At 66.0% G+C, this 20,726-nt stretch carries 19 protein-coding genes; 9 read left to right on the top strand and 10 right to left on the bottom strand.

The window, feature by feature from the left end; genetic code table 11:
• Nucleotides 1-69 precede the first annotated feature (69 nt).
• Both MKW15_RS20530 and MKW15_RS20525 read right to left on the bottom strand, forming a co-directional pair.
• A complete protein-coding gene (locus MKW15_RS20530; RefSeq protein ID WP_240861500.1) occupies nt 70-1,656 on the bottom strand; it encodes an AAA family ATPase in 1,587 nt (528 codons plus the stop codon).
• A 50-nt stretch (nt 1,657-1,706) separates the two neighbouring features.
• Nucleotides 1,707-2,852, bottom strand: coding sequence for a metallophosphoesterase (locus MKW15_RS20525; protein ID WP_240861539.1), 1,146 nt, complete (start codon nt 2,850-2,852; stop codon nt 1,707-1,709).
• 34 nt (nt 2,853-2,886) lie between these two features.
• On the opposite strand from MKW15_RS20525, the gene MKW15_RS20520 reads away from it, so the two are divergent.
• On the top strand, nt 2,887-3,720 hold the full coding sequence (locus MKW15_RS20520) for a sulfurtransferase (RefSeq protein ID WP_240861499.1): 834 nt from the start codon (nt 2,887-2,889) through the stop codon (nt 3,718-3,720).
• An 18-nt stretch (nt 3,721-3,738) separates the two neighbouring features.
• Here the strand turns inward: MKW15_RS20520 and MKW15_RS20515 are convergent, their stop codons facing one another.
• Nucleotides 3,739-4,452 carry a DsbA family oxidoreductase gene (locus MKW15_RS20515; RefSeq protein WP_240861497.1) on the bottom strand — a complete coding sequence of 238 codons (714 nt, stop codon included), beginning with the start codon at nt 4,450-4,452 and terminating at the stop codon, nt 3,739-3,741.
• Between the two features lie 107 nt (nt 4,453-4,559).
• Here MKW15_RS20515 and MKW15_RS20510 point away from each other — a divergent pair, with 107 nt between their 5' ends.
• Nucleotides 4,560-6,080, top strand: a complete 1,521-nt coding sequence (locus MKW15_RS20510) for an acyl-CoA synthetase (protein ID WP_240861495.1) — start codon at nt 4,560-4,562, stop codon at nt 6,078-6,080.
• On the opposite strand, the gene MKW15_RS20505 is transcribed toward MKW15_RS20510, so the two are convergent.
• A complete protein-coding gene (locus MKW15_RS20505) occupies nt 6,077-6,526 on the bottom strand; it encodes a MarR family winged helix-turn-helix transcriptional regulator (RefSeq protein WP_240861493.1) in 450 nt (149 codons plus the stop codon). The genes MKW15_RS20510 and MKW15_RS20505 overlap by 4 nt on opposite strands.
• 104 nt (nt 6,527-6,630) lie before the next feature.
• On the opposite strand from MKW15_RS20505, the gene MKW15_RS20500 reads away from it, so the two are divergent.
• The 4 genes from MKW15_RS20500 (at nt 6,631) to MKW15_RS20485 (ending at nt 9,256) form a co-directional block, all read left to right on the top strand.
• Complete coding sequence (locus MKW15_RS20500; protein WP_240861489.1) at nt 6,631-7,545, top strand: SDR family NAD(P)-dependent oxidoreductase; 915 nt, start codon at nt 6,631-6,633, stop codon at nt 7,543-7,545.
• Nucleotides 7,545-8,438 (top strand): 4-hydroxyphenyl-beta-ketoacyl-CoA hydrolase, encoded by an 894-nt coding sequence (gene couO, locus MKW15_RS20495; RefSeq protein ID WP_240861487.1) that lies wholly within the window; start codon nt 7,545-7,547, stop codon nt 8,436-8,438. Before MKW15_RS20500 ends, couO begins: the two co-directional genes overlap by 1 nt.
• 11 nt (nt 8,439-8,449) lie before the next feature.
• The gene (locus MKW15_RS20490) at nt 8,450-8,929 is read left to right on the top strand and encodes a MaoC family dehydratase (RefSeq protein WP_240861484.1); all 480 of its coding nucleotides are present in this window, start codon (nt 8,450-8,452) and stop codon (nt 8,927-8,929) included.
• A 75-nt stretch (nt 8,930-9,004) separates the two neighbouring features.
• Nucleotides 9,005-9,256 carry an FAD-binding protein gene (locus MKW15_RS20485; RefSeq protein WP_240861481.1) on the top strand — a complete coding sequence of 84 codons (252 nt, stop codon included), beginning with the start codon at nt 9,005-9,007 and terminating at the stop codon, nt 9,254-9,256.
• Between the two features lie 311 nt (nt 9,257-9,567).
• On the opposite strand, the gene MKW15_RS20480 is transcribed toward MKW15_RS20485, so the two are convergent.
• The 4 genes from MKW15_RS20480 to MKW15_RS20465 form a co-directional block, all read right to left on the bottom strand.
• A complete protein-coding gene (locus tag MKW15_RS20480) occupies nt 9,568-11,220 on the bottom strand; it encodes an ABC-F family ATP-binding cassette domain-containing protein (protein ID WP_240861478.1) in 1,653 nt (550 codons plus the stop codon).
• 64 nt (nt 11,221-11,284) lie between these two features.
• Nucleotides 11,285-12,643 (bottom strand): MFS transporter, encoded by a 1,359-nt coding sequence (locus MKW15_RS20475; protein ID WP_240861476.1) that lies wholly within the window; start codon nt 12,641-12,643, stop codon nt 11,285-11,287.
• Between the two features lie 136 nt (nt 12,644-12,779).
• Nucleotides 12,780-13,403: a 3,4-dihydroxy-2-butanone-4-phosphate synthase gene (locus MKW15_RS20470; RefSeq protein ID WP_240861473.1), complete on the bottom strand. Its 624-nt coding sequence runs from the start codon at nt 13,401-13,403 to the stop codon at nt 12,780-12,782.
• Nucleotides 13,404-13,412: 9 nt separating this feature from the next.
• On the bottom strand, nt 13,413-13,808 hold the full coding sequence (locus tag MKW15_RS20465) for a nuclear transport factor 2 family protein (protein WP_240861471.1): 396 nt from the start codon (nt 13,806-13,808) through the stop codon (nt 13,413-13,415).
• 276 nt (nt 13,809-14,084) lie between these two features.
• On the opposite strand from MKW15_RS20465, the gene MKW15_RS20460 reads away from it, so the two are divergent.
• Nucleotides 14,085-16,697: an ATP-binding protein gene (locus MKW15_RS20460; RefSeq protein ID WP_240861469.1), complete on the top strand. Its 2,613-nt coding sequence runs from the start codon at nt 14,085-14,087 to the stop codon at nt 16,695-16,697.
• A gap of 13 nt (nt 16,698-16,710) precedes the next feature.
• On the opposite strand, the gene MKW15_RS20455 is transcribed toward MKW15_RS20460, so the two are convergent.
• Both MKW15_RS20455 and MKW15_RS20450 read right to left on the bottom strand, forming a co-directional pair.
• Complete coding sequence (locus MKW15_RS20455; RefSeq protein WP_240861467.1) at nt 16,711-17,547, bottom strand: mycofactocin-coupled SDR family oxidoreductase; 837 nt, start codon at nt 17,545-17,547, stop codon at nt 16,711-16,713.
• Nucleotides 17,548-17,569: 22 nt separating this feature from the next.
• Nucleotides 17,570-18,763, bottom strand: a complete 1,194-nt coding sequence (locus tag MKW15_RS20450; protein ID WP_240861464.1) for an acyl-CoA dehydrogenase family protein — start codon at nt 18,761-18,763, stop codon at nt 17,570-17,572.
• Nucleotides 18,764-19,012: 249 nt separating this feature from the next.
• Between MKW15_RS20450 and MKW15_RS20445 the strand changes: the two genes are divergently transcribed.
• Both MKW15_RS20445 and MKW15_RS20440 read left to right on the top strand, forming a co-directional pair.
• A complete protein-coding gene (locus MKW15_RS20445; RefSeq protein WP_240861461.1) occupies nt 19,013-20,221 on the top strand; it encodes an LLM class flavin-dependent oxidoreductase in 1,209 nt (402 codons plus the stop codon).
• Complete coding sequence (locus MKW15_RS20440) at nt 20,218-20,724, top strand: flavin reductase family protein (RefSeq protein WP_240861460.1); 507 nt, start codon at nt 20,218-20,220, stop codon at nt 20,722-20,724. Before MKW15_RS20445 ends, MKW15_RS20440 begins: the two co-directional genes overlap by 4 nt.
• The last annotated feature ends 2 nt before the right edge of the window (nt 20,725-20,726 follow it).

Below are 20,726 nucleotides of genomic sequence, written 5' to 3'. Positions count from 1 at the left end.
CACGTCGCTACTCAACCAGCAGATGGCTGGGCGCAGGCTTGTTAGTCGCTACTTGGCCAGCAAGATCGTTCAGCGCTGCGACGGCGGAAGGTAGTGCAGCCCACGGAAGGCGGCACTGCTGGCGAACACCGACGCGTCGAGTTCGGTACCGCGGTGGCGCGCCATTCGGAGTGACAAGCGCAGTAGCATCTTGATGTCGCGCGGGGTGATGCCGGGGAAGCCGCCGACCAGGTCGTCGAGGAGGTCTTCGTCGAGGACCACGTCGTTGCCCGCGGCAAGGATCTGCCACACCTGTCGGGCGTCCTTGGGGCCGGGCGGCTGGTACTCGATGACCGCAGCGCACCGCGCGAGGATGGCCTCGTCCACTCCGTCGATGCGGTTGGTGGTGAGGAACAGCAGGCCGTCGAAATACTCGAGGGTGCGCAGGAATTCGGCGACGATGGCGTTCTGGCCGAGGTCGAGTCCGCGTTCCATCACGAACACGTCGGCCTCGTCGAGGAGCAGAACCGCATCCCAGCGCTTTGCGCGATCGAAGATGACTTCGAGGTTCTTGCGCACCAATTCGGCTGTGATTCCCAGTGATCCGGAGTGAATCGAGTACAGGGGGCGGCCGGTGACCTCCGCGTACACCTCGGCGGTGAGCGTCTTGCCCACGCCGGGGCGGCCTTTGGCGAGGATGACGTTGCCCGCGGACTTGCCGTCGATGATGTCGCCGGTGAACACCGAGATGTCGGTGGTGAGGATGTTGAGGAGTTCGCGCTGCTCGTCGGGCAGGACGAGTTTGTCCTGGAGGTGGGCATCGTAGTCGTACGGCGTGAGGTCGCCGGTGTTGACGTCCAGAAAGTCTTGTGCGCCAAGGTCGAACACTCGCACCGCGGTGATCACCGGTACGGGACCGTACTCGTTGCCGTCGGTGCCGTCGAACAGGGTCGAGGGAGCGACCATGCGTAGGGCCGCGATCTCCCCGGGCGCGACGTCGTGGACGACTTTTCGGTTGTCCCGCTTGTTCGGCGAGCGGTAGTCGTCGGCACGGATGATGCAGCCGGTGAATCGGTATTGCTGGCCGAAGCCGTCGTCGATGATCTTCTGATAGACGTCGCGGCGAGACTGATACTCGGCCTTGAGTTCTGGGGTCTCCTTGTAGGCGCCGGCGGCAAGCAGGATGTCTCCCGGCGTCTTGCCGACGATCTCGGTTTCCTCGAAGTACAGCACCCGTGGTTTGCGCGACGGGCGTTTCACGGTGGCGTTGTCGGCCTCCATGGTGAACTTGATCCGCGGGCCGTGTGTGCGGTCGCCGTGTTCGGCGGTGATGTCCATGATGAGGTACGGGTGCAGATAGCCGTCGGACTCGCGGACGTACAGCCATCCGTCGATCAGGTCGTGCAGCAGAAAGCTGCGGAAGATCTCGCCCGCGGCGTCGATGTGAGGCACCACCGGGAAGTGCCCGGCGCGTGCCGAGACGATCGCGGTCACGGCACGCGCGAACGAGTCGTCGTGTGGCTCGGACGTCGCGATCAGATCGGCGAGTGCCGCGTCGGTGAGATCGCTGTCCGCGATGCCGATTTCGGGTGAACGCCACGATTGCGCCTGCCGTCGGACCGCAGCGAGATCGTCCGACGAGGTGGCGGCGACCAGTGCGGTGGGAGCGACGAGCATTCTTCCAGGCTATCGACCTGTGTTTGCGGATACCAGGACTGAATTCGGTCTCATCCAGACATGGTCTTTATCAATGTGATCTCGGGCGGGGCCGCGACCCGAACCGGTGGTCCCCACGCCCCCGCGCCGCGCGTCGTGTACAGCACGGTGTTTCCGACTCGGTCGAGTCCCTGCAACGAAGGTTGTTGGAGGGTGACGAGATTGCGGATCGGCCACATCTGTCCGCCGTGGGTGTGACCCGAGATCTGGAGATCCACACCGAGATCCGATGCCTCGATGGCCTGGCGCGGTTGATGGGCGAGCAGCAGCACAAAGCGGTTCGGGTCTCGTCCGGCCAGTGCTGCGGGCAGGTCGGGTTCGTACGGATCGGGTGCCGTGTAGTCCTGGATTCCGGCGAGATCGATCGCGGCCCCGCCCCTTTCGATGGTCACCCGCTGATTTCGGAGCGTGTGGATGCCGAGGCGGTCCCACACGTCGAGCCACCGACCTCCGTCGTCGGCGTAGAACTCGTGGTTGCCGCTGATGCCGAAGACCCCGAGCGGCGCGGACAGGTCGGCGAGTGGCTTGAGATCGTCGGCAACGTAGTGGATGGTTCCGTCGAGCAGGTCCCCGGCGATCACGATGAGATCGGGGCGTTGGGCGTTGACCTGATCGACGACGCGTTGCGTGAACGCTGCACCCCGGGACGGGCCGACATGGAGATCGGAGATGACGGCGATGCGCATGCCGTCGAACTGTGATGGCAGCCGCGGCAGCGTGATGTCTACGTCGACCACGCGCGGGCGAGCCGCTTCGACAAGCCCGTACGCCACCGTGCCCAGAGACACGACGACCACAAGCGCGGTCGCGATGCGCATCGCCGTCAGTCGGCGCCGGTCGAAACTCTCGTTCGGTTCGGCTCTGCCCAACCGTCGGACAATACGCACCGCGAACGAGACGAGGCCGATGACCGACAACCCGAGGAAGAGGTAGAAGATCACCGCGAGCCACGTCATCCCCACGAATGCGGGGGCACGGACCCAGCGCGGATCGAGCAGTGACCCGGAGGCCGCCCCGACCACCGCGAGCACCCACAGCAGCAGGAGTGCGACGTCGGTGACCGACGACCACGGCGCGGGCATGCGCGTTGCGCGCACCAGGCGCCGGTGCAGCCAGAACGTGATCAGCGCGAGCACCACTGCCGAGAATGCCGCCATCACCCCGTCGACGATATATGTCTAGTCTTCACCCATGGCAGACCTGCTGGTGAACGCACCCGACCTGGCCGAGACGATGCTGTCGCCGACCCCACCGGTGGTGCTCGACGTGCGGTGGCAGCTCGGTGACAGCAATGGCCACGACCACTACCTCGACGGCCACATTCCCGGTGCGATCTATGTTGACCTCGACACCGAACTCGCTGCCCCGCCGAGCGGCCCGGTGGGGGGTCGGCACCCACTGCCGAATATCGATGACCTGCAAGCCGCGGCACGACGATGGGGAATCGACGACGGCGTTCCGGTGGTGGTCTACGACGACAACGGGAACCTTGCCGCCGCGCGCGCCTGGTGGCTGCTGCGTTGGGCGGGCATCGCCGACGTGCGCATGCTCGACGGTGGTCTGGGTGCGTGGCAAACGGCGGGGCTGCAGACGTCGCGTGGTGATGGCGGGACTCCGCGAGCCGGAAACGTGACCCTGCAGGCAGGTGCGCTGCCGACTGTCACCATCGACGAGGTGGCGAGCACCGCAGGCATCCTTCTCGACGTCCGTGCCGGCGAACGTTACCGCGGTGAGGTCGAACCGGTCGATCCGCGCGCGGGCCACATTCCCGGTGCGCGCAACGCGCCGACGGTCGCCAACCTGGACTCCGACGGCCGATTCCGGGAGGCTGATGATCTCCGAATAATGTTCGCCGAGTTGGGGATCGACGCGGAATCCGACGTCGTGGTGTATTGCGGCTCCGGCGTCAACGCCGCACACGCGATCGCGGCGTTGGAGATCGCCGGCTACCCGGCGCGACTCTTCCCGGGGTCGTTCTCGCAGTGGTCGTCGGACCCGGACCGGCCGGTCGAGACGGGTGCCTGACGCTGCCGACTCCGTGGGTCAGCTCTGCGGCACCGCGCATCCGTCGGGCCCGCATTCGGCGTCGGCCGACGCCCCGACGACGACGGGACGATCGGCGGCAGCCATGGTCAGCGCACGCTCGAAGACCTCGGTGGGCTGGGCACCCGAGACGGCGTATTTGCCGTCGATGACGAAGAACGGAACTCCGGTGACGCCCAGTGCCGCGGCCTCTTGTTCGTCCTGCCGGACGTCGTCGGCGTAGGCCTCGGGATCATTCAGGACCGCGCACACCTGCAGTTCGTCCAACCCGGCTCCGACGGCAACTGCGACGAGTCGCGCCCGATCACCGAACAGGGGTTCTGTCTCGCCGAAGTTGGCGGCGTACAGCGCGTCGAGCAGGTCTTCCTGCTTGCCGACGGCGAGTGCGTGATGCAGAAGCCGATGCATGTCGAAGCTGCTGCCGAAATCCCGACCGCTCGTCTGATAGGGCAGGCCGAGTTCGGCGGCCTGTGCACCGACGCGTGCCTCGTTGGCCCGCGCCTGGTCGAGGCTGATCCCGTACTTGGTCGCGAGGTGATCTTCGACGGAGCCGGAGGTTCCGGGATCCAGCGTCGGGTCGAGTTCGAAGGACCGATGCACCACAGCCACGTCGTCGCGCCCGGGGAACTCCGACAGGGCGTCGAGGAAACGCTTCTTACCGAGATAGCAGAAGGGGCAGTTGATGTCAGTCCAGATGTCGACGGTCACGCTCATGCGAGGTGCAACCGGGTGAAACCTCGAATTGTTCCGAGGGGTTTTCGTTGACAATCTCAATGATTGCAAAGTACAGTGATTGCACCCACATCGGCGGAGGAGTCACCGTGAAGAATCAAGGCGTCGGAACCTGGCCCCATCGCGCGTCACGGCACGCTCCGGAGGCGACCGCGATCGTCTTTCGTGACGTCGAAACCAGCTACCGGGACCTCGACGATCGGGTGACGCGGTTGGCCCATGCGCTGGCCGGGATCGGCGTCGGCCGCGGTGATCGGGTGGCGCTGCTGAGTGCGAACCATCCGTCGTACCTGGAGGGTCTGTTCGCCGCCGGCCTGCTCGGCGCGATTCTGGTGCCGCTCAATGCGCGGCTCACGGGGGCGGAGGTGGCCTATGCGCTGAGTGACTCGGGTGCGCGCGTCCTCATCCATTCCGCCGGCCTGGCCGAGGTCGCCACGAGGGCCGCGAGCGAAGTGGGCACCGAGCATCGTGTGGTGGTGGACGGTCGGCCCGACGGAGATGCGCTTGCCTACGAGGACATCATCGCGGCGGCGAGCTCTGAACGCATCGACATCCCGGTCACGCACGACGATCCGTGCTTCATCATGTACACCTCCGGAACCACCGGAAGCCCCAAGGGCGTGGTCCTCACGCATGGTGGCGTGACCTTCGCGGTGATGAACCCGATCGTCGACCTCGACCTGTGCAGCGATGAGGTGTCGCTGGTGGCCGCGCCGCTATTCCACACCGCCGCACTCAATTACGTCTCGCTGCCCACGATCCTCAAGGGCGCAACGGTGATCATCGAAGAGGGTTTCGACGCCGCGCGAGTGCTGCGCGTGATCGAGGATCGTCGCGTGACCTATTCGTTCGGCGTGCCCACCATGCTCGACGCGATGAGTGCGCATCCGTCGTGGCAGCAGACCGATCTGACGTCGATCCGACGCTGGATCGTCGCCGCCGCACCGGTGCCGCCGCGCACCTTGCACACTTTCGCCGAGCGTGGGGTGGCGCTGTGCCAGGCCTACGGTCTCACCGAGACCGGTCCCGGCGCCCTGGTGCTCAAACCAGCGCACGTGGCGCAGAAACTCGGGACGGCCGGGATGCCGCACTTCTTCACCGATGTCCGGGTGGTGAACTCCTACGGTGAGGAGGCCAAGCCGGGCGAGCGCGGCGAGATCCTGATCCAGGGGCCGAATGTGATGCGGGAGTACTGGAATCGACCAGACGCCACCGACGCGTCGTTCACCGAGGGTGATTGGTTCCGGTCCGGGGATGTCGGGGTGCGCGACGACGACGGCTACGTCCAGATTGTCGACCGGCTCAAGGACATGATCATCTCCGGCGGGGAGAACATCTATCCGGCGGAGATCGAGGCGGTGATCCTCTCGTACCCCGGCGTCGAGGGCTGCGGCGTCTTCGGCATCCCGGACGACAAGTGGGGTGAGGTCGGCTGTGCTGCAGTCACTCTCGAGGAGGGAGCGGCACTCACCGTCGAGGAGTTGCAGACCTACCTCGCGGATCGCCTGGCGCGCTACAAGATCCCGAAGTCGCTGATCTTGGTAGACGAGATCCCCCGCAACGCAAAGGGAAAGATCCGCAAGGACCGTCTGCGCGCCATGTACGCCTAGTCGTCGGGCGTTGCGCGTTCGGGGAAGGTGAACCGATAGAGTGCCGCCCGCAACGCCTCGCGCACCGCGGGGTCGATGTGTGAGAGTTCGTCGGCGGCCACCTTGGCGCTGGACTTCCTTGCGCGAGTGCATAGCTCACGTCCCGCTGGGGTTGCGGTGATGAGTCTGTTGCGGCGGTCGTCGGGGTCGGCTTTGCGAACCACCAGTTCACGGTTCTCGAGTTCGTCCACGAGCGCGACGATCTGGCTGGGATCGAGACCGACGTCGGAGGCGAGGCGTCGCTGGGTGATGCCGTCCGGTTCGTCGCAGACCGCGGCGAGTGCACTGTAGGCGCGAACCTTGAGCCCGAGGGGGGCGAGTTCCCGATTGGTTGCCTTGACCAGTTGGGCTCCCGCGCGCGAGATGAGGAACCCGATGTCCTCCTCGAGGATGCGTCGCTTGGCCATCGGCCCTCCTTCCGGCCGAAGAATAGCAGATCGTTAATCATTGACAATAACAATGATTAAGATGTACAACTGATGCCAGGTTCGATCACAAAGGAAGTGAAGCCATGGATCTCAACGGCAAAGTCGCCATCGTCACCGGAAGCGGACAGGGTCTCGGCCTCGCGTACGCCACCGAGCTGGCCGCACGCGGGGCCGCGGTCGTCGTCAACGACGTCCACGACGAAACGGCGGCGAATGCGGTTGCCCAGATCGAGGCGGCCGGTGGCCGGGCGGTGGCCGTGGTTGCACCGGTCGGCAGCACCGAGACCGCTCAGGCCCTGGTGGCCAAGGCCGTTGATGCATTCGGGCGCCTCGACGTCATCGTCACCAACGCCGGCATCCTGCGCGACAAGGTGCTGTGGAAGATGGCCGACGACGACTTCGACGCGGTCCACAACGTACACGTCCGCGGCACCTTCACTTGTGTTCGCGAGGCCGTTCTTCAGTTCCGTGAGCAGGGCGAAGGCGGTCGGATCATCTGTATCGGGTCGCCTGCGGGTCAGCGCGGCAATTTCGGCCAGACCAACTACTCGGGCGCCAAGGCGGCGATCGTGGGGATGGTCCGGACCTGGGCGATGGAGTTGCGCAAGGCAGGGATCACCGCCAATGCGGTCTGCCCCGTCGCAGCGACCGCGATGACCGAGACCATCCCGTTTCTCGCGCCCTACATCGAGGGCATGCGCAAGGGCGAGCCACTGCCCGAGATCATCCGTCGTGATGTCGGGATGGGTACGCCCGACGATGTCGCCGGAGTCATCGCCTTCCTCGCCTCCGACGCGTCCGCCGACGTGACCGGGCAGGCCATCTCCGTCGGCGGTGACCGGCTCGCGCTGTGGTCGCATCCGCAACTGACCGCCACGGCGTACCGCGACGGCGGGTTCGACGCCGACGCGGTGGCGGCCCAGTGGCCGCTGACCTTCGCCGGCGAGCTCGAATCCGTGGGCGAGGAATTCCCAGCCCAGCTGACGGGAGCCAAGTGATGAGTGCGCGATACGAATTCGGCATCGACTTCGACGCGATCGAGGCGATCGACTTCCACACTCACGTCGAGATCGACGGATGTGGGCACCGGTCGATGGACGACGAACTGATGGCCGCGTCGGAGAAGTACTTTCGCTCGGGTGAGGAGCGCACCCCGACAATCGAGTCCATCGCCGACCACTACCGCGAACGCAACATGGCCGCAGTCGTTTTCACCGTCGACGCCGCGTCGGCCTCGGGGCACACGCCCAACAACGTCGAGGAGATCGCCGAGCGCGCAGCCGAATTCAACGATGTGCTGATCCCGTTCGGGTCGGTGGACCCGTGGCAGGGCAAGGCGGCGGTCCGCCGAGTGCATCGCCTCGTCGAGGAGTTCGGGGTGAAGGGCTTCAAGTTCCATCCCAGCATGCAGGGCTTCGAGCCGAACGATCGTCGTTTCTATCCGATCTACGCGGCGATCGAAGAGGCCGGCGTGCCCGCGTTGTTCCACACCGGTCAGACCGGCATCGGCGCGGGGCTACCGGGCGGGCACGGCATCAAGCTGCGGTACTCCGATCCGATGCTGCTCGACGACGTCGCCGCGGACTTTCCGTTCCTGACGATCGTGATGGCGCATCCCGCGGTGCCGTGGGTGGACGCGCAGATCTCGATCGCGACCCACAAGGCCAACGCCTATCTCGATCTCTCCGGGTGGTCGCCCAAGTACTTCCCGCCCCAGCTGGTCAAGGCCGCCAACACGATGCTGCGTGAGAAAGTGCTGTTCGGCTCCGACTTCCCGGTCATCCAGGTCGACCGCTGGCGCAAGGACTTCGCCGCCCTCGACATCAAACCGGAAGTGGCGCCGCTGATCTTCCGCGAGAATGCGTTGCGAGTCCTGGGAATCACGAAATGACGGAGGTAAACATGACGAGCACCGAGGCGAGTTCGACTCAGGTGGCGGGCACGGCCGATCTGGAACCGCTGCTCGGAACCCAGCTCGGGATCAGCTCGTGGCTGACGGTGAGTCAGGAGCGGATCAACACCTTCGCCGACGCCACCGGTGACCACCAGTGGATTCACATCGATCCCGAGCGCGCCGCCAAGGAAAGCCCCTTCGGCGGTCCGATCGCGCACGGGTACCTGACGCTGTCGTTGATCGTGCCGATGTTCGGCGAGGTGCTCACCGTCGAGAACCTGAAGATGGGCGTCAACTACGGGCTCAACAAGGTGCGTTTCACCAACCCGGTGCCGGCCGGCGGCAAGATTCGGCTGGTGGCGACCCTGAAGTCGCTCGAGAAGCTACCCAAGGGTGGCGTCCAAGTGGTGGTCGATGGCGTGATCGAGTTGGAGGGGAACGAGCGTCCCGCGGCCGTCGTCGAAGCGGTGTATCGATACTTCGACTGACGCTTCTGCTGTGATGTCGACGATGATCGTCGGCGTCGACGAGCGGTAAACACGACGCTGGACCAGAATGGAACGGTGTTCCAGATCTACGGGCCGATTGCGTCCGCCGCTGACGTCGCAGGTCATGTCGCCGTCCGCGACGAGGCGGGCGCGGCGATTCCCGGTCTGTTCGCCGTCGGCGAGGTGATCGGCGCCGGCGCGACGTGCGGCAACAGTTTCTGCTCCGGCATGCTCGTCACTCCTGCACTGACCTTCGGCCGGTTGCTCGGGGAGCGTTTGGGGGTCGAGTCGGTACAGGAGGGCGGGCGCGCTGGTCCGAACGGGTGAAATCGCTGCCGACATCTGTCGAGCGCAGCCTCATTCGAAGAGTCCCATCCGCTGCCTGAGGTGCGACGAGCGCTAGCGAGGAGCCTCGAAGGCCTGGTGACCGTCGCTACTTGGTCGACGAATTGCTCTGTCTCACCAGCCCTTCGAGGCTCTCGGCTAGCGCCTCGAGCACCCTTCGAGACGCTCGCAAGCTCGCTCCTCAGGGCGACGCCTCAGGGAGCGGAGGTGAGGCGGTGTGCGTTGTTGGGCCCGCGCGGAGGCTCCGGGCCGCATCGGAGGTGAGGCGGTGCGAGTTGTTCGGCTCGAGCACCTCAACCCTCAGTTGACGACAACGCGAGGTGCGGCCACTCGGCGACGTCCCGGAGCAACTGGCGGTCGTGCGTCGACACGACGACGGCCGCGGGAGTCGCTTGCAACGCCTCGGTGAGTTCGTCGACGAGCGGGATCGACAGGTGGTTGGTGGGTTCGTCGAGCAGCAGGATGTTGGGGCGCGCGGCGAGTGTCATGGCGAGTTCGAGTCGACGCTGCTGCCCCATCGAGAGGTCTCCGACCAACTGTTCTTCCTCGTCGGTGCGCAGCAGTCCCAGTGAGGACAGGTCGATGGCGTCGTCGTTGCGGATCACTCCGTACAACCCCAACCGGTCGACGTGCTCGCGATAGGCGTCTGCTGCTCGAAGATGTTGCGGCAGTGTCGATTCTTGATGTAGATACCCGACGCGAGCCAGGTCGCTCACATCGAGAAGGCCGGTGGAGTTGGGTATTTCGCCGGCAAGTACGGAGAACAGTGTCGACTTGCCGACGCCATTGGGGCCGACGACCACCAGTCGTGTTCCGCCGGACAGTCGCACAGTGACGGGCGTGGTGAGTCGTTGGTACACGGTGATCTCGTCGGCGCTGAGCAGTAGTTCGTCCTCGGGTACTGCCAGTTCCGGAAAAGTCAGGGCCAGTGGTGGTTCCGGTGTCAGGACGGCGTGTTCGTCGAGAGCTTCCTGACGACGGTGGATGTTGCGCACCAACGCGGGTCCGCGGGTGGCCCGTTGGTGCTTGCCCGTGCCCTTGTCGGGACGCCACCCGGTTTCCAGCCGGTCCTGCGCTGCGGTGAGGTCGTCTTCGAGCCTTGCCCGCTCGGCCTCCTCGTGTGCGAATCGTTGTGTCCACCGGGCGCGTTCGGCATGGTGGCCGCCGACGAAGCCCGCATAGCCGCCGCCGTAGACGCGGGGCCGCCCGTCATAGGACGGATCGAGGTCGATGATCGTCTCCGCCACGTCGGACAGCAATGCGCGGTCGTGGCTGACGATCACGACACCGCCCGCCCAAGCGCCGATGCGTTCGGTGAGGAACTCGAGACCGCTGCGGTCGAGATGATTGGTCGGCTCGTCGAGCAGGAGGAAGTCGGCGTCACCGCCGAGCAGACATGCCAATCGGACGCGATAGCGTTGCCCGACCGACAGTCCGGCCAATGGAAGATCCCAGTCGTGTTCGGCGTCGAGGGCGGCCAGCGCGATCGAGACGCGCCGTTCCGCATCCCACGCGTCGAGAATCTCCGCGCGGTGCAAGGCATCCGCGTAGTCGTCCGCTGCACCGTCGAGGTCACCGGCGAGGGCGACAGACGCGTCGTCGAGGTCGTGCAGGGTTCTGAGCGAATCAGCGATGGCCTCGGCAACGGCGTCGCCGACGGTGCGGTTGTACTCGGTGGTCATCTCCTGTTCGGCCAGACCGATGGTGCCGATTCTGGTCACCGAACCCGAATTCGGCGTCAAGGTGCCCGCGAGCACATGCAGGAGCGTCGATTTGCCCCGTCCGTTCTCGCCGACGATCGCGACCCGAGAGCCAGGACTGACGGTCATGTCGACGCCGTGGAGGACCTCGGTCGCGCCGAAGATGACCGACACGTCCGACACCACGATGGACGCCCGTTCCCGTGCCGGGAACGACGGTGCGTCGGCCACGCTTTCGGACGTCATATCCCGACGATAGCGAAGTGCGCCACGCATTTTGCGTGACGCACTTGGCTGACTGTCAACGAGATCAGGCAGTTGCCGGCACTCCCATCATCGGGGCTCCAGCGGTGGCCGCACCTCGATCGCGGCTACGCGCTTGCGGCACAAACAGAGTGACTGCCGCCCCGAGGACGGCGACTCCCGCGAAGATGTAGAAGGTGATCGAATTGCTGAGTCCAGCCGATACGATCGCACCGCCGATGATCGGCCCGAAGATGCCGCCGAGCCGGCCGAATCCGGCACACCAGGCAACTCCGGCGGCCCGCGCGCTGGTCGCGTAGTAGTTCGAGACGAAACCGTAGATCAGCACCTGGGTTCCTATCGTGCCGGTTCCGGCAACCGCGACCAGCGCGAGCAGCACGGCGATGGGGAATCCCATGGTGAACAGGATCAACGCGATGGCTGCCAGGCCGAAGGTGGTGGCGACGACGCGCTGCGGTCCACGGCGATCGGCGAATCGGGAGGCGATGAGTGTGCCCAGCACCGCGCCACCGTTCAGGACGACGAGGAACAGCAGGGAACCCTTCGCGTTGTAGCCGGCGTCCTGCATGATCTTCGGCAGCCAGGTGGTGAGTCCGTAGGTGAGCATCAGCCCGACGAAGCTCATGATGCCGAGCAGGGCAGTGCCCGGTGCGTACCGACGGGTGGCCAGCGCCGCAAAGCCGACCTTCTCGATCTGGCGTTCGTGGGCCAGGTCGGCCTCGGTCGGCATGGGCATACCCGTTGTGGCGTGGACGCGTGCGGCGTCGTCGAGGCGTCCGCGCGACACCAGCCATCGTGGCGATTCCGGCAGTTTGACGAGCGCCAGCGGCAGGAGGATGACGACCGGCAGTGCGCCGATCCAGAACAGCCCACGCCAACCGATCGCGTCGCGGAACGCGATGGCGAGGACCGACGCCAGGATGCCGCCGGCCGGGACGCCGCTGTAGACGATGGCGTTGTACAGGTTCTTTTTCGCTGCCGGGACACACTCGGCGACGAGCGCCGCGGTGGTGGCGAGCAGGCCGCCGATGCCGATACCGGTGAAGAACCGCATCGCCGCGAACATCTCGACCGACGTCGACATGGCGGCGAGTCCCATCCCGGCGGAGAACCAGACGATGTTGACCAGCATCAGCCTGCGTCGGCCCAGGTAGTCGCCGACGGCGCCGTTGACGAGCGCGCCGACCATGACCCCGATCAACGCGTAGGAGCCGAGCATGCCCGCTTGACCGGCGGAGATGCTGCCGAGTTGAGACGAGTCGTCCATCAGGATCGGGAGGATGGTTCCGTAGACCACCAGGTCGTATCCGTCGAAGAGGATGGCCAGCGTCGCGATGGCGATCGTCCAGGTCACCGTCCTGGAGTATCTGGCGTCGGGCGGCGAGGTCACGGAAGTCGGGCTCATGGGGGTGCGCTCCTTGTTGACGGCTGTGGGGTGCCTATCAACAGTCCGCGAATGTGGGTGCGATCACACCGGGCAAACGCCTAGTCCTGTCCCGGGCCACGATTGATCGTGATCATCGATGAATCGGACATTTACGTCACAGCGCGTGCGTGAGATCCGAGTAACCCAGCTCCGAATAGCGCAGCATCGGCAGTCCCCAGTCAGCGGCCTCGTCCGCGTCGGCGATCCGACGCGGGTCGCGTCGCGACACCAGTGACACGTAGGCCACCGGGGTGTCGTGTCCGGCGCGGTGTCCGGTGCGGGCGATGAGACCAGCGCGGTCGGTGGCGGCCACGTCGGCGAGGACGGGGATGACGTGTCCGGGGCGAGTGAATGCGTCGGGTCCGGAATCGGCGTCGGCCAGGGTCCGCAGTGTGGTGGTGCGGTCGCGGGCGGAGATGCCGGTGGTGGTGCCCGCAGCCGCGTCGATGGACACACACATGCGTCCGCCGTAGGTCGGCGTCGGGCTCTCCCACGTCATCGGTGGTAGTCCCAGGCGGACCGCTCGGACGTGATCGACTGTGACGCAAACGAATCCGGAACCCTCAGAGATCATGGCGGCCACCACTGCCACTCGGGCCGCGGATGCGAGAACGATCATCTCGCATCCGCCACCGCCGAGGTCGTCGACTGTGATCACGGGCTCGCCCCGGTCGAGTGCCTGCATCGCCAGGAGTGCGTTCTCGGTCGCGGATGGGGCTGGGGCGAAGGCGGTGCTCATCGGAGGGCCTCAGACCGTGATCGCGGTGTCGGACCAGAAGCGCTCGAAGGACGACGGCACGATGTCGGTTCCGCGGGTCACCTTGCCATCGACGAAGCGGTGGGTCATGACCATCGTGATGTCGAGTTCCTGGTCGCCGAGCCGGCGGTAGGCGCGCACGTTCGCGGTCACGAGTTCGTCGCCGATGACGTCGCAGCTGATCACCTCGTTGCGGGACTCGTCGAGTTTGGCGAGCACACCGAAGGCTTCGAGAAACTCGGCTTTGGTGTAGATCCGCTGGCTGCCGTCGAGGGTGAATCCGGCCCACGTCATGGCGTCGTCGTAGAGCTCGACGAGCGGCACCGGGTCACCCTGGTCGGCGGCGGCGAAGGCATTCTTGAGTGCGTCGGCGTTCTTCTGGGACATGAGCGGTCCCCTCGGTGGGGTGTCTTTCGATGTGGTCCACCTCACTTTGTCGTGCTCGGCGGCAGAGGATAACCGTCCGATTACGTGATCCCGTACGGACTCGCCGCTTGCCGTGCTGTGCTCCTATTTTCCCAGTTCAGAGTCGATCTTCGGTGCGAGGGGGCGGGCAGCTGGCGTGGGGTGACGGATCGGTGTGACACAAGTTGACCCCCCTGGTTGCGGTCCGGATCGCAACCAAGCAGAGTGATCTGCGTCTCATCGCGGAGCAGGAGGGTGATGAACGCCGACGAATGGGCCCAGATCCACCGCTGTCACGACGACGGGGAGTCGATCAAGGGCATTGCCGCGCGCCTGGGGATGTCGCGCAACACCGTCCGGAGGGCGTTGTCGCTGGCTGCTGCGCCCGACGATCACCGCCGCTGCAAGGGTTCGGTGTCCGACGACGCCGATCGTCGTATCCGCGAGATCCTGCTCGAGAACCCGGGCATCTCCATCGCCGAGATCTCCCGGGCGCTGCAGTGGGAACGGTCGCGCACGTTGCTGTCCCGCAAGGTGAACGCGGTCCGAGCAGAACTCCCGTCGCCCAGCGCGCGCAGCGACACGGTACCCACCGGCCTGCCCCAACCGACGACAAGCTTTGTCGGACGCCGTAACGAACTGCGGGAGCTCCGACGACTGTTCGGTGACCACCGGCTGGTCTCGGTGGTGGGGCCTGGCGGGATCGGCAAGACGCGGTTGTCGGTGCAGGCCGCCACGGAGTTTCGACGTGCATTTCCGGACGGTGTGCGGTTCGTCGAGTTCGCCGCGGTCCGCAATGAAGGGCTGCTCGCACAGGCACTGTGTGACTGTCTGGCACTCGAGAATCGAGACACGCACGACAGGTCCGCCGAAGATGCCGCCCTCGCGCATCTCCGGAACCGCCGCATGCTGCTGGTCTTCGACAATTGTGAACACGTCATCGACGGGGCGGCCGATCTCGTCTCCCGACTGATGGTGGAGGCCGCGGGTGTGCGGGTCCTGGTCACGTCGCGGGAGAATCTGGCGATACCTGGCGAGTATGTCTTTCATCTCGCGCCGCTGAAGACCGACGACGGCGTGGGATCGGATGCGATGGAACTGTTTTCGCGGCGAGCGGAGGCCGTCCTGTCGGGCTTTGTGCTCGATGACGGCAACGTCGACGCGGTACGCCGCATCTGCGAACGGCTCGACGGTCTGCCCCTTGCGATCGAACTGGCGTGCACACGACTGACGGTGCTGTCCGTCGACGATCTGGGTGATCTTCTCGACCGCCGGCTGTCGGTGCTGTCGGTGGGCTCTCGAGACCGCACGCCCCGGCATCGGAGCCTGCAGGCCACCATCGAGTGGAGCTACGAACTCTGTAGCAGCACAGAGAAACTGCTGTGGAACCGCGTGGCCTCTTTTGCCGACGGCTTCGACCTCGACATGGTGGTCGACGTCTGCTCGGACGACGCGCTGCCCGCGTCGGTCGTTCTCGATTCCCTTGCTGCCCTGGTGGCGAAGTCCGTCCTGCTGCGCGACGGCGACGGTCGGCACGTGCGCTTTCGCATGCTGGAGTCGATCCGCGAGTTCGGTTGGGGCAAACTCACTGCCGCCGAGCGCCTGGCGATGAGCACGCGTCTGCTGGACTGGTGTGCGCGACTCATCATCGACTGCGCCGAACACTGGTATGGGCCCGACCAGCTCGCCAAGGCCGCCCGGGTCCAGGAGAACCGCGGGAATATCAGGGCTGCACTGCATTCGGCGCTCGACGACCCCGACGACGGGCGGGGACGTGCAGCGGCGGAGGCGCTCGGCGCCGGGCGCTTCCTCTGGGCGTGCGGAATCTCGGTGCGCGAACACCGGTTGTGGCTCACTCAAGCACTCGAACTGCCCGACGTACCGTCGATCATCAAGGGACGCATCCTCGGTGTCCTCGGGTTGGTACAGACCCTCCAGGGCGACCGCGACGCCGCCGGATTCACCCTGCACCGGGCGGGCGTCATCGCCGAGCGTGAGCACGACGTGATGAATCGGGCCTTTGTCACCCACACCAGCGGACTGCGTGACTACTTCGCCGGCGACTTCGATTCCGCGAGAGTCAATCTGGACGCCGCCGCGCGGGGCTACACCGACAACTCGGGCCCGTCCGAGCTGCTCGCCACCCTCGCCATTCACCGCGGGATGCTGCTGTCGTCGCTGCCCGACACCGACGCTGCCGCCGAGGTATTCGGCGCGGTGTTCGCCCAGACCGAGACGGTCGACGAATGGTGGTTCCACTCCTATGCCACCTACGGGCTGGGTCTGGTCGCGTTGCTGACCGGCGACGTCGACCGGGCGGTGGATCTGGCCGACGACGCGCTGCGTGCGCACCGGGCCTTCGCCGATCCGGTCGGCACCACCCTCATGTGCGACCTGCTCGGCTGGGCGCTCGCCGAACAGCGCGGCGGTCTGCGCGCCGTGGTGGTGTTGGGTGCGGCGTCGTCGATGTGGGGGTCGTTCGGACAGCAACTGTACGGTTCGGAGCACTGGAACTCGTTGCGCAGTAAAGCAGTCGACACTCTGCACGCGCAGGTTCCCGACGCCGAGTTCGACAACGCCTGGGCGCGTGGCGCAGCGATGTCGACCGCAGAACTCTACGACTACGTGTTCGGCACCCCCGCCGCCCACGACGCGCACGAGGCCGCCGACGACCCGAGCGCGTCGTTGTCACCACGCGAGCGTGAGGTCGCCGATCTCGTCGCGTCCGGGCTGAGCAATCGGGAGATCGCGGAGAAACTGGTGCTGTCCACCCGGACCGTGGAAGGGCATGTCGAGCACGTCCTACACAAGCTGTGCCTGCGTCGTCGTGCCGAGGTTGCCGAAGCCCTGGTCGACCACGCGGCCGGGTGAACAGCACGCCCGCTCACACCTTGGACAGGGCTCCGGCGTCGATCGGCAGCGCGATCCCGGTCACGTATCGGGCCGCGTCGGAGGCCAGCCACACGACCGCGTTGGAGATGTCCACCGGCTCCAGCCACGGGGTGGGCAGCACGTTCATGCCGCTCTGGCACGCCTCCCGGAAGTCCTCGTGCGTGGGATGTTCGAGGTCGGGCCGGAACAGTTTGTACATGGCCTCGTGGTCGATCATGTCGGTGAGAACCGATGTCGGGTGGATCGAGTTGCAGCGAATATTGTGTGCGCCCAACTCATTCGACGCGGTCCGCGCCAGTCCGGTGACACCGTGCTTCGCGGCGACGTAGTGCGCGAAGTTCGGGAACCCCTGCAGGCCGCCCGTCGAGGAGATGAGGATGATCGAACCGCCGTCACCCTGGTCGATCAGGTAGGGCACGGTGGCACGCAACGTCTTCCACACACCGCTGAGGTTGACGCCGATCATCTCGTCCCACTGCTGCTCGGTGAGTTCGTGCAGCGGCGCCGACGAGAAGATGCCCGCATTGGCGACGACGGTGTCGAGGCGGCCCAGCGTGGCGATTCCCTCGGATACCGCTGCATGCAGCGCCGGCAGGTCGCGTACGTCGGCGATTGCGGTGAACACGCGCCGGTCGAACTTCTCGACGTGGCGCGCTGTCTCGTCGAGGTCCTGTGGTGTGGCACCGCGGTAGTCGGTGGTGTCGAGCGTGTCGCAGATGTCGATGGCGATGATGTCGGCGCCCTCCTCGGCGAGCCGGATCGCGTGCGACCGGCCCTGTCCGCGGGCTGCGCCGGTGACCAGTGCCACCTTGCCGTCGAGTTGTCCCATGGTGATGTTCCCTTCTGTCGGTTCAGGATTGCTGGTAGGCGGGCAGGATGGCGGCGGCGGCCTCGACGAGCGTCATCCGGTCGACGAGTGCGTGCTGGGTGGCGACGGCGGCGTCGCGGACGCAGCGGCCGAGTGCGCTGGGGTTGCGAACGGTGGCGCTGCCGGCCCAGCGGTGCGCGAACATCACCACGTCGGCGGCCACCTCCTGTGCCCAGGTGGCCGCTTGGCGCATGCGGGCGCGCTGCTCGTCGCTGATGGTCAATCCGGCGGCCGCGGTGGCCTCCGCGTCGCCGTACACCTCGTAGACGTAGGCCTGCGCGGCGCGGAAGAGGGCGTCGTGGCGGGCGAAGTCGTGTCGGAACAGATCCGAATCGCCAACGGCACCGTCATAACCCGGCCGCATCTTGGTGGCTACGATCCCGGCGATCTCCTCGAGGGCTCGTTGCGCGAGACCCAATGCGACCGGAGCATGTCCGCCGACCCCGATGCCGAGCAGGCCCAGCTCGTACACCGGCTCATCGCGGACCGGTGTTGTCGAGAACGTCTCGAAGGTGACGTCGTCGGGCACAAAGCGATCGTCGACCCGGTAGTCGTAGGAGCCGGTGCCGACCATGCCCATCACGTCCCAGTTGCCGAGGAACTCGACCTCGTCACGAGGCAGCCAGGTGATCCGGCAGTCGGGTTGTCCGTCGGCTCCGATGATCGGGTTGCCCGCGTCGTCGTGGACGACGAAACCCGCACCCACCCACGATGCGTGGGCGGACCCGCTGGCGAACTGGAATCGGCCGCTCACCCGGAACCCGCCGTCGACCCGCACACCGGTAGCCGCCGGCACGATCATCCCGGCGGTGATGCCCTTGTCGGGTCCGCCGAAGATTCGCTGTGCACCAACGGGATTCATGAATCCGACGGCCACCCCGGTGCTGCACGAGTTGGCCATGAACGCCCATCCGGTGGAACCGTCTGCGCGGGAGATCTCCTGAATCGCCTTGAAAGCACTGACGATGTCGAGTCCCGCACCGCCGTACTCCTGCGGTACCAGAATCCAGAACAGGCCGGCGTCGGCGAGCGCATCCACCACCGGTCGGGTGATGGTGGTGGTGCGCTCGATCTCGTCGGCCTGCTCCTCGATGAGCGCGGCGACGGTCCGTGCCCGTTCGAGGTAGTCGACACCGCGGAGGGTGTCGACGGGGTTGTCGGCGGTCGTGATGGTCATGCCTGCTCGTCTCTTCTCGGCCGCCCGTCCACGGGGTCGGCATCCGATATGACGTGAGTCACACTGCGCCGTTGTCGCAGCGCACACAGCGGGAGGGCTACGTGGTCCACTACGTGATCCGCGAGAACGGGTGCCGTTGGCCGGCGACAAACTGACCACTTTCGAGGACTATTGCCGATGTGACCTGCGCCATAGCGTGGGGCTCGACAGGCGCGGAGACCACTCGCGCCACTCGAGAAGGAGAACGACATGGTGGCATCGACAACAAGGGCATCGGGGACCGGCAGGCTGAAGTTCGGTACGTTCCTGGCGCCGATCCACAAGCCCGGACAGAATCCGACCCTGCTTCTGCAGCGTGACCTCGAGATGGTGACCCGCCTCGAGGAACTCGGGTACGACGAGGCGTGGTTCGGTGAGCACCATTCGGCGGGCTCGGAGATCTATGCCTCGCCGGAGATCATGATCGCTGCGGCCGGCGAGCGGACCTCACGCATCAAGTTGGGGACGGGCGTGACCTCGGTGTCGTACCACAACCCGCTGTGGGCGGCGGAGCGGATGGTGATGCTGGATCACCTGACTCGCGGCCGAGTCATGTTCGGGCTCGGCCCGGGATCGTTGCCGACCGACGCAGCGATGTTGGGGCTCTCGCAGATCGACACGCGTGAACTGCTGGCGGAGAACACCGACATCATCATGAGATTGCTGCGTGGTGAGACCGTCAGCGCCAAGACGCGCACGCACGAGCTCTACGACGCACGCATCCAGATGGCGCCGTACTCGGACCCGTTGTTCGACGTTGCCGTCGCGGCGATCGCGTCGCCGACCGGTGCCCGGCTCGCCGGCCGCAACGGCGTCGGTCTACTGTCGATCGCGGCGACCTTGACGGCCGACGGATTCAGTGCACTGCAACATCATTGGGGCATGCTCGAGGAGTTCGCCGCGCAGGCCGGCCGCAGCGACGAGGTCGACCGTTCGCAGTGGCGTCTCGTGGGGCCGTTCCACATCGCCGAGACGGTGGAGCAGGCCTATCGCGACGTGGAGCACGGAATCGAGCACTGGTTCAACTACTTGCAGCACGTCGCAGCCTTCCCGCAGATGGATGTGCGCGGCACCGACAAGACCGAGATGATCGACTTCATCAACACGTCCGGGATCGGTGTCATCGGCACGGCCGAGCAAGCGCGTGAGCAGGTGCAGCGACTCGTCGATCAGTCCGGCGGCTTCGGCACGTTGCTGATCCAGGGACACGACTGGGCGAATCCCGCTGCGACACTGCGGTCCTACGAGCTGTTCGCCCTCGACGTGATGCCGTTCTTCCAGGGCCAGGCGCAGCCGATGATCGACGCAGCGCAGCGGGCCGAAGCGGTGCGGGAAGGGCAGGCCGCCGAGCATCGCAAAGCCGTCGAGCACATGACCAACAAGTACCAGGCGGAACTCGCCGGAAAGGGTGCCTCATGATTACAACCACACCGGAGGACACCGCGATGATCGACGGCCGTCAGTACCGAGAGGTGTTGAGCCGCTTCTGCACCGGCGTCGCAGTTCTCACCTCGATGTCCGACGACGACGCACCGCTCGGACTCGCCGTCGGATCCTTCACCTCGGTGTCGCTCAACCCGCCGCTGGTGGCGGCATTCGTGGCGCACACCTCGTCGACCTTCCCGCAGATCGCCGCCACCGGCAGGTTCTGCGCGAACGTCCTCGGCCATCACCAGGTCGACGCCTGCCGCGCCTTCGCGCGGTCGGGTGGCGACAAGTTCGGCGACATCGACTGGACGGTCAGCGAATTCGGGACGCCCTGGGTCAAAGACGTTGCGGCCCTCATCGACTGCGAGATCCATTCGGTGCAGCGTCTCGGCGACCACGACCTGGTGGTGGGCCAGGTGGTGGGGCTGTCGGTGGGTGACGAGCGATCACCACTGGTGTTCTACCGCTCCGGGTTTCACTCGCTGCAGTCGTGATC

The organism is Gordonia gummivorans (assembly GCF_022513585.1).
Classification (GTDB): Bacteria; Actinomycetota; Actinomycetes; order Mycobacteriales; family Mycobacteriaceae; genus Gordonia.
The sequence above is the reverse complement of the archived record's forward strand: the minus strand, read 5'-3'. Positions and strand labels throughout refer to the sequence as shown.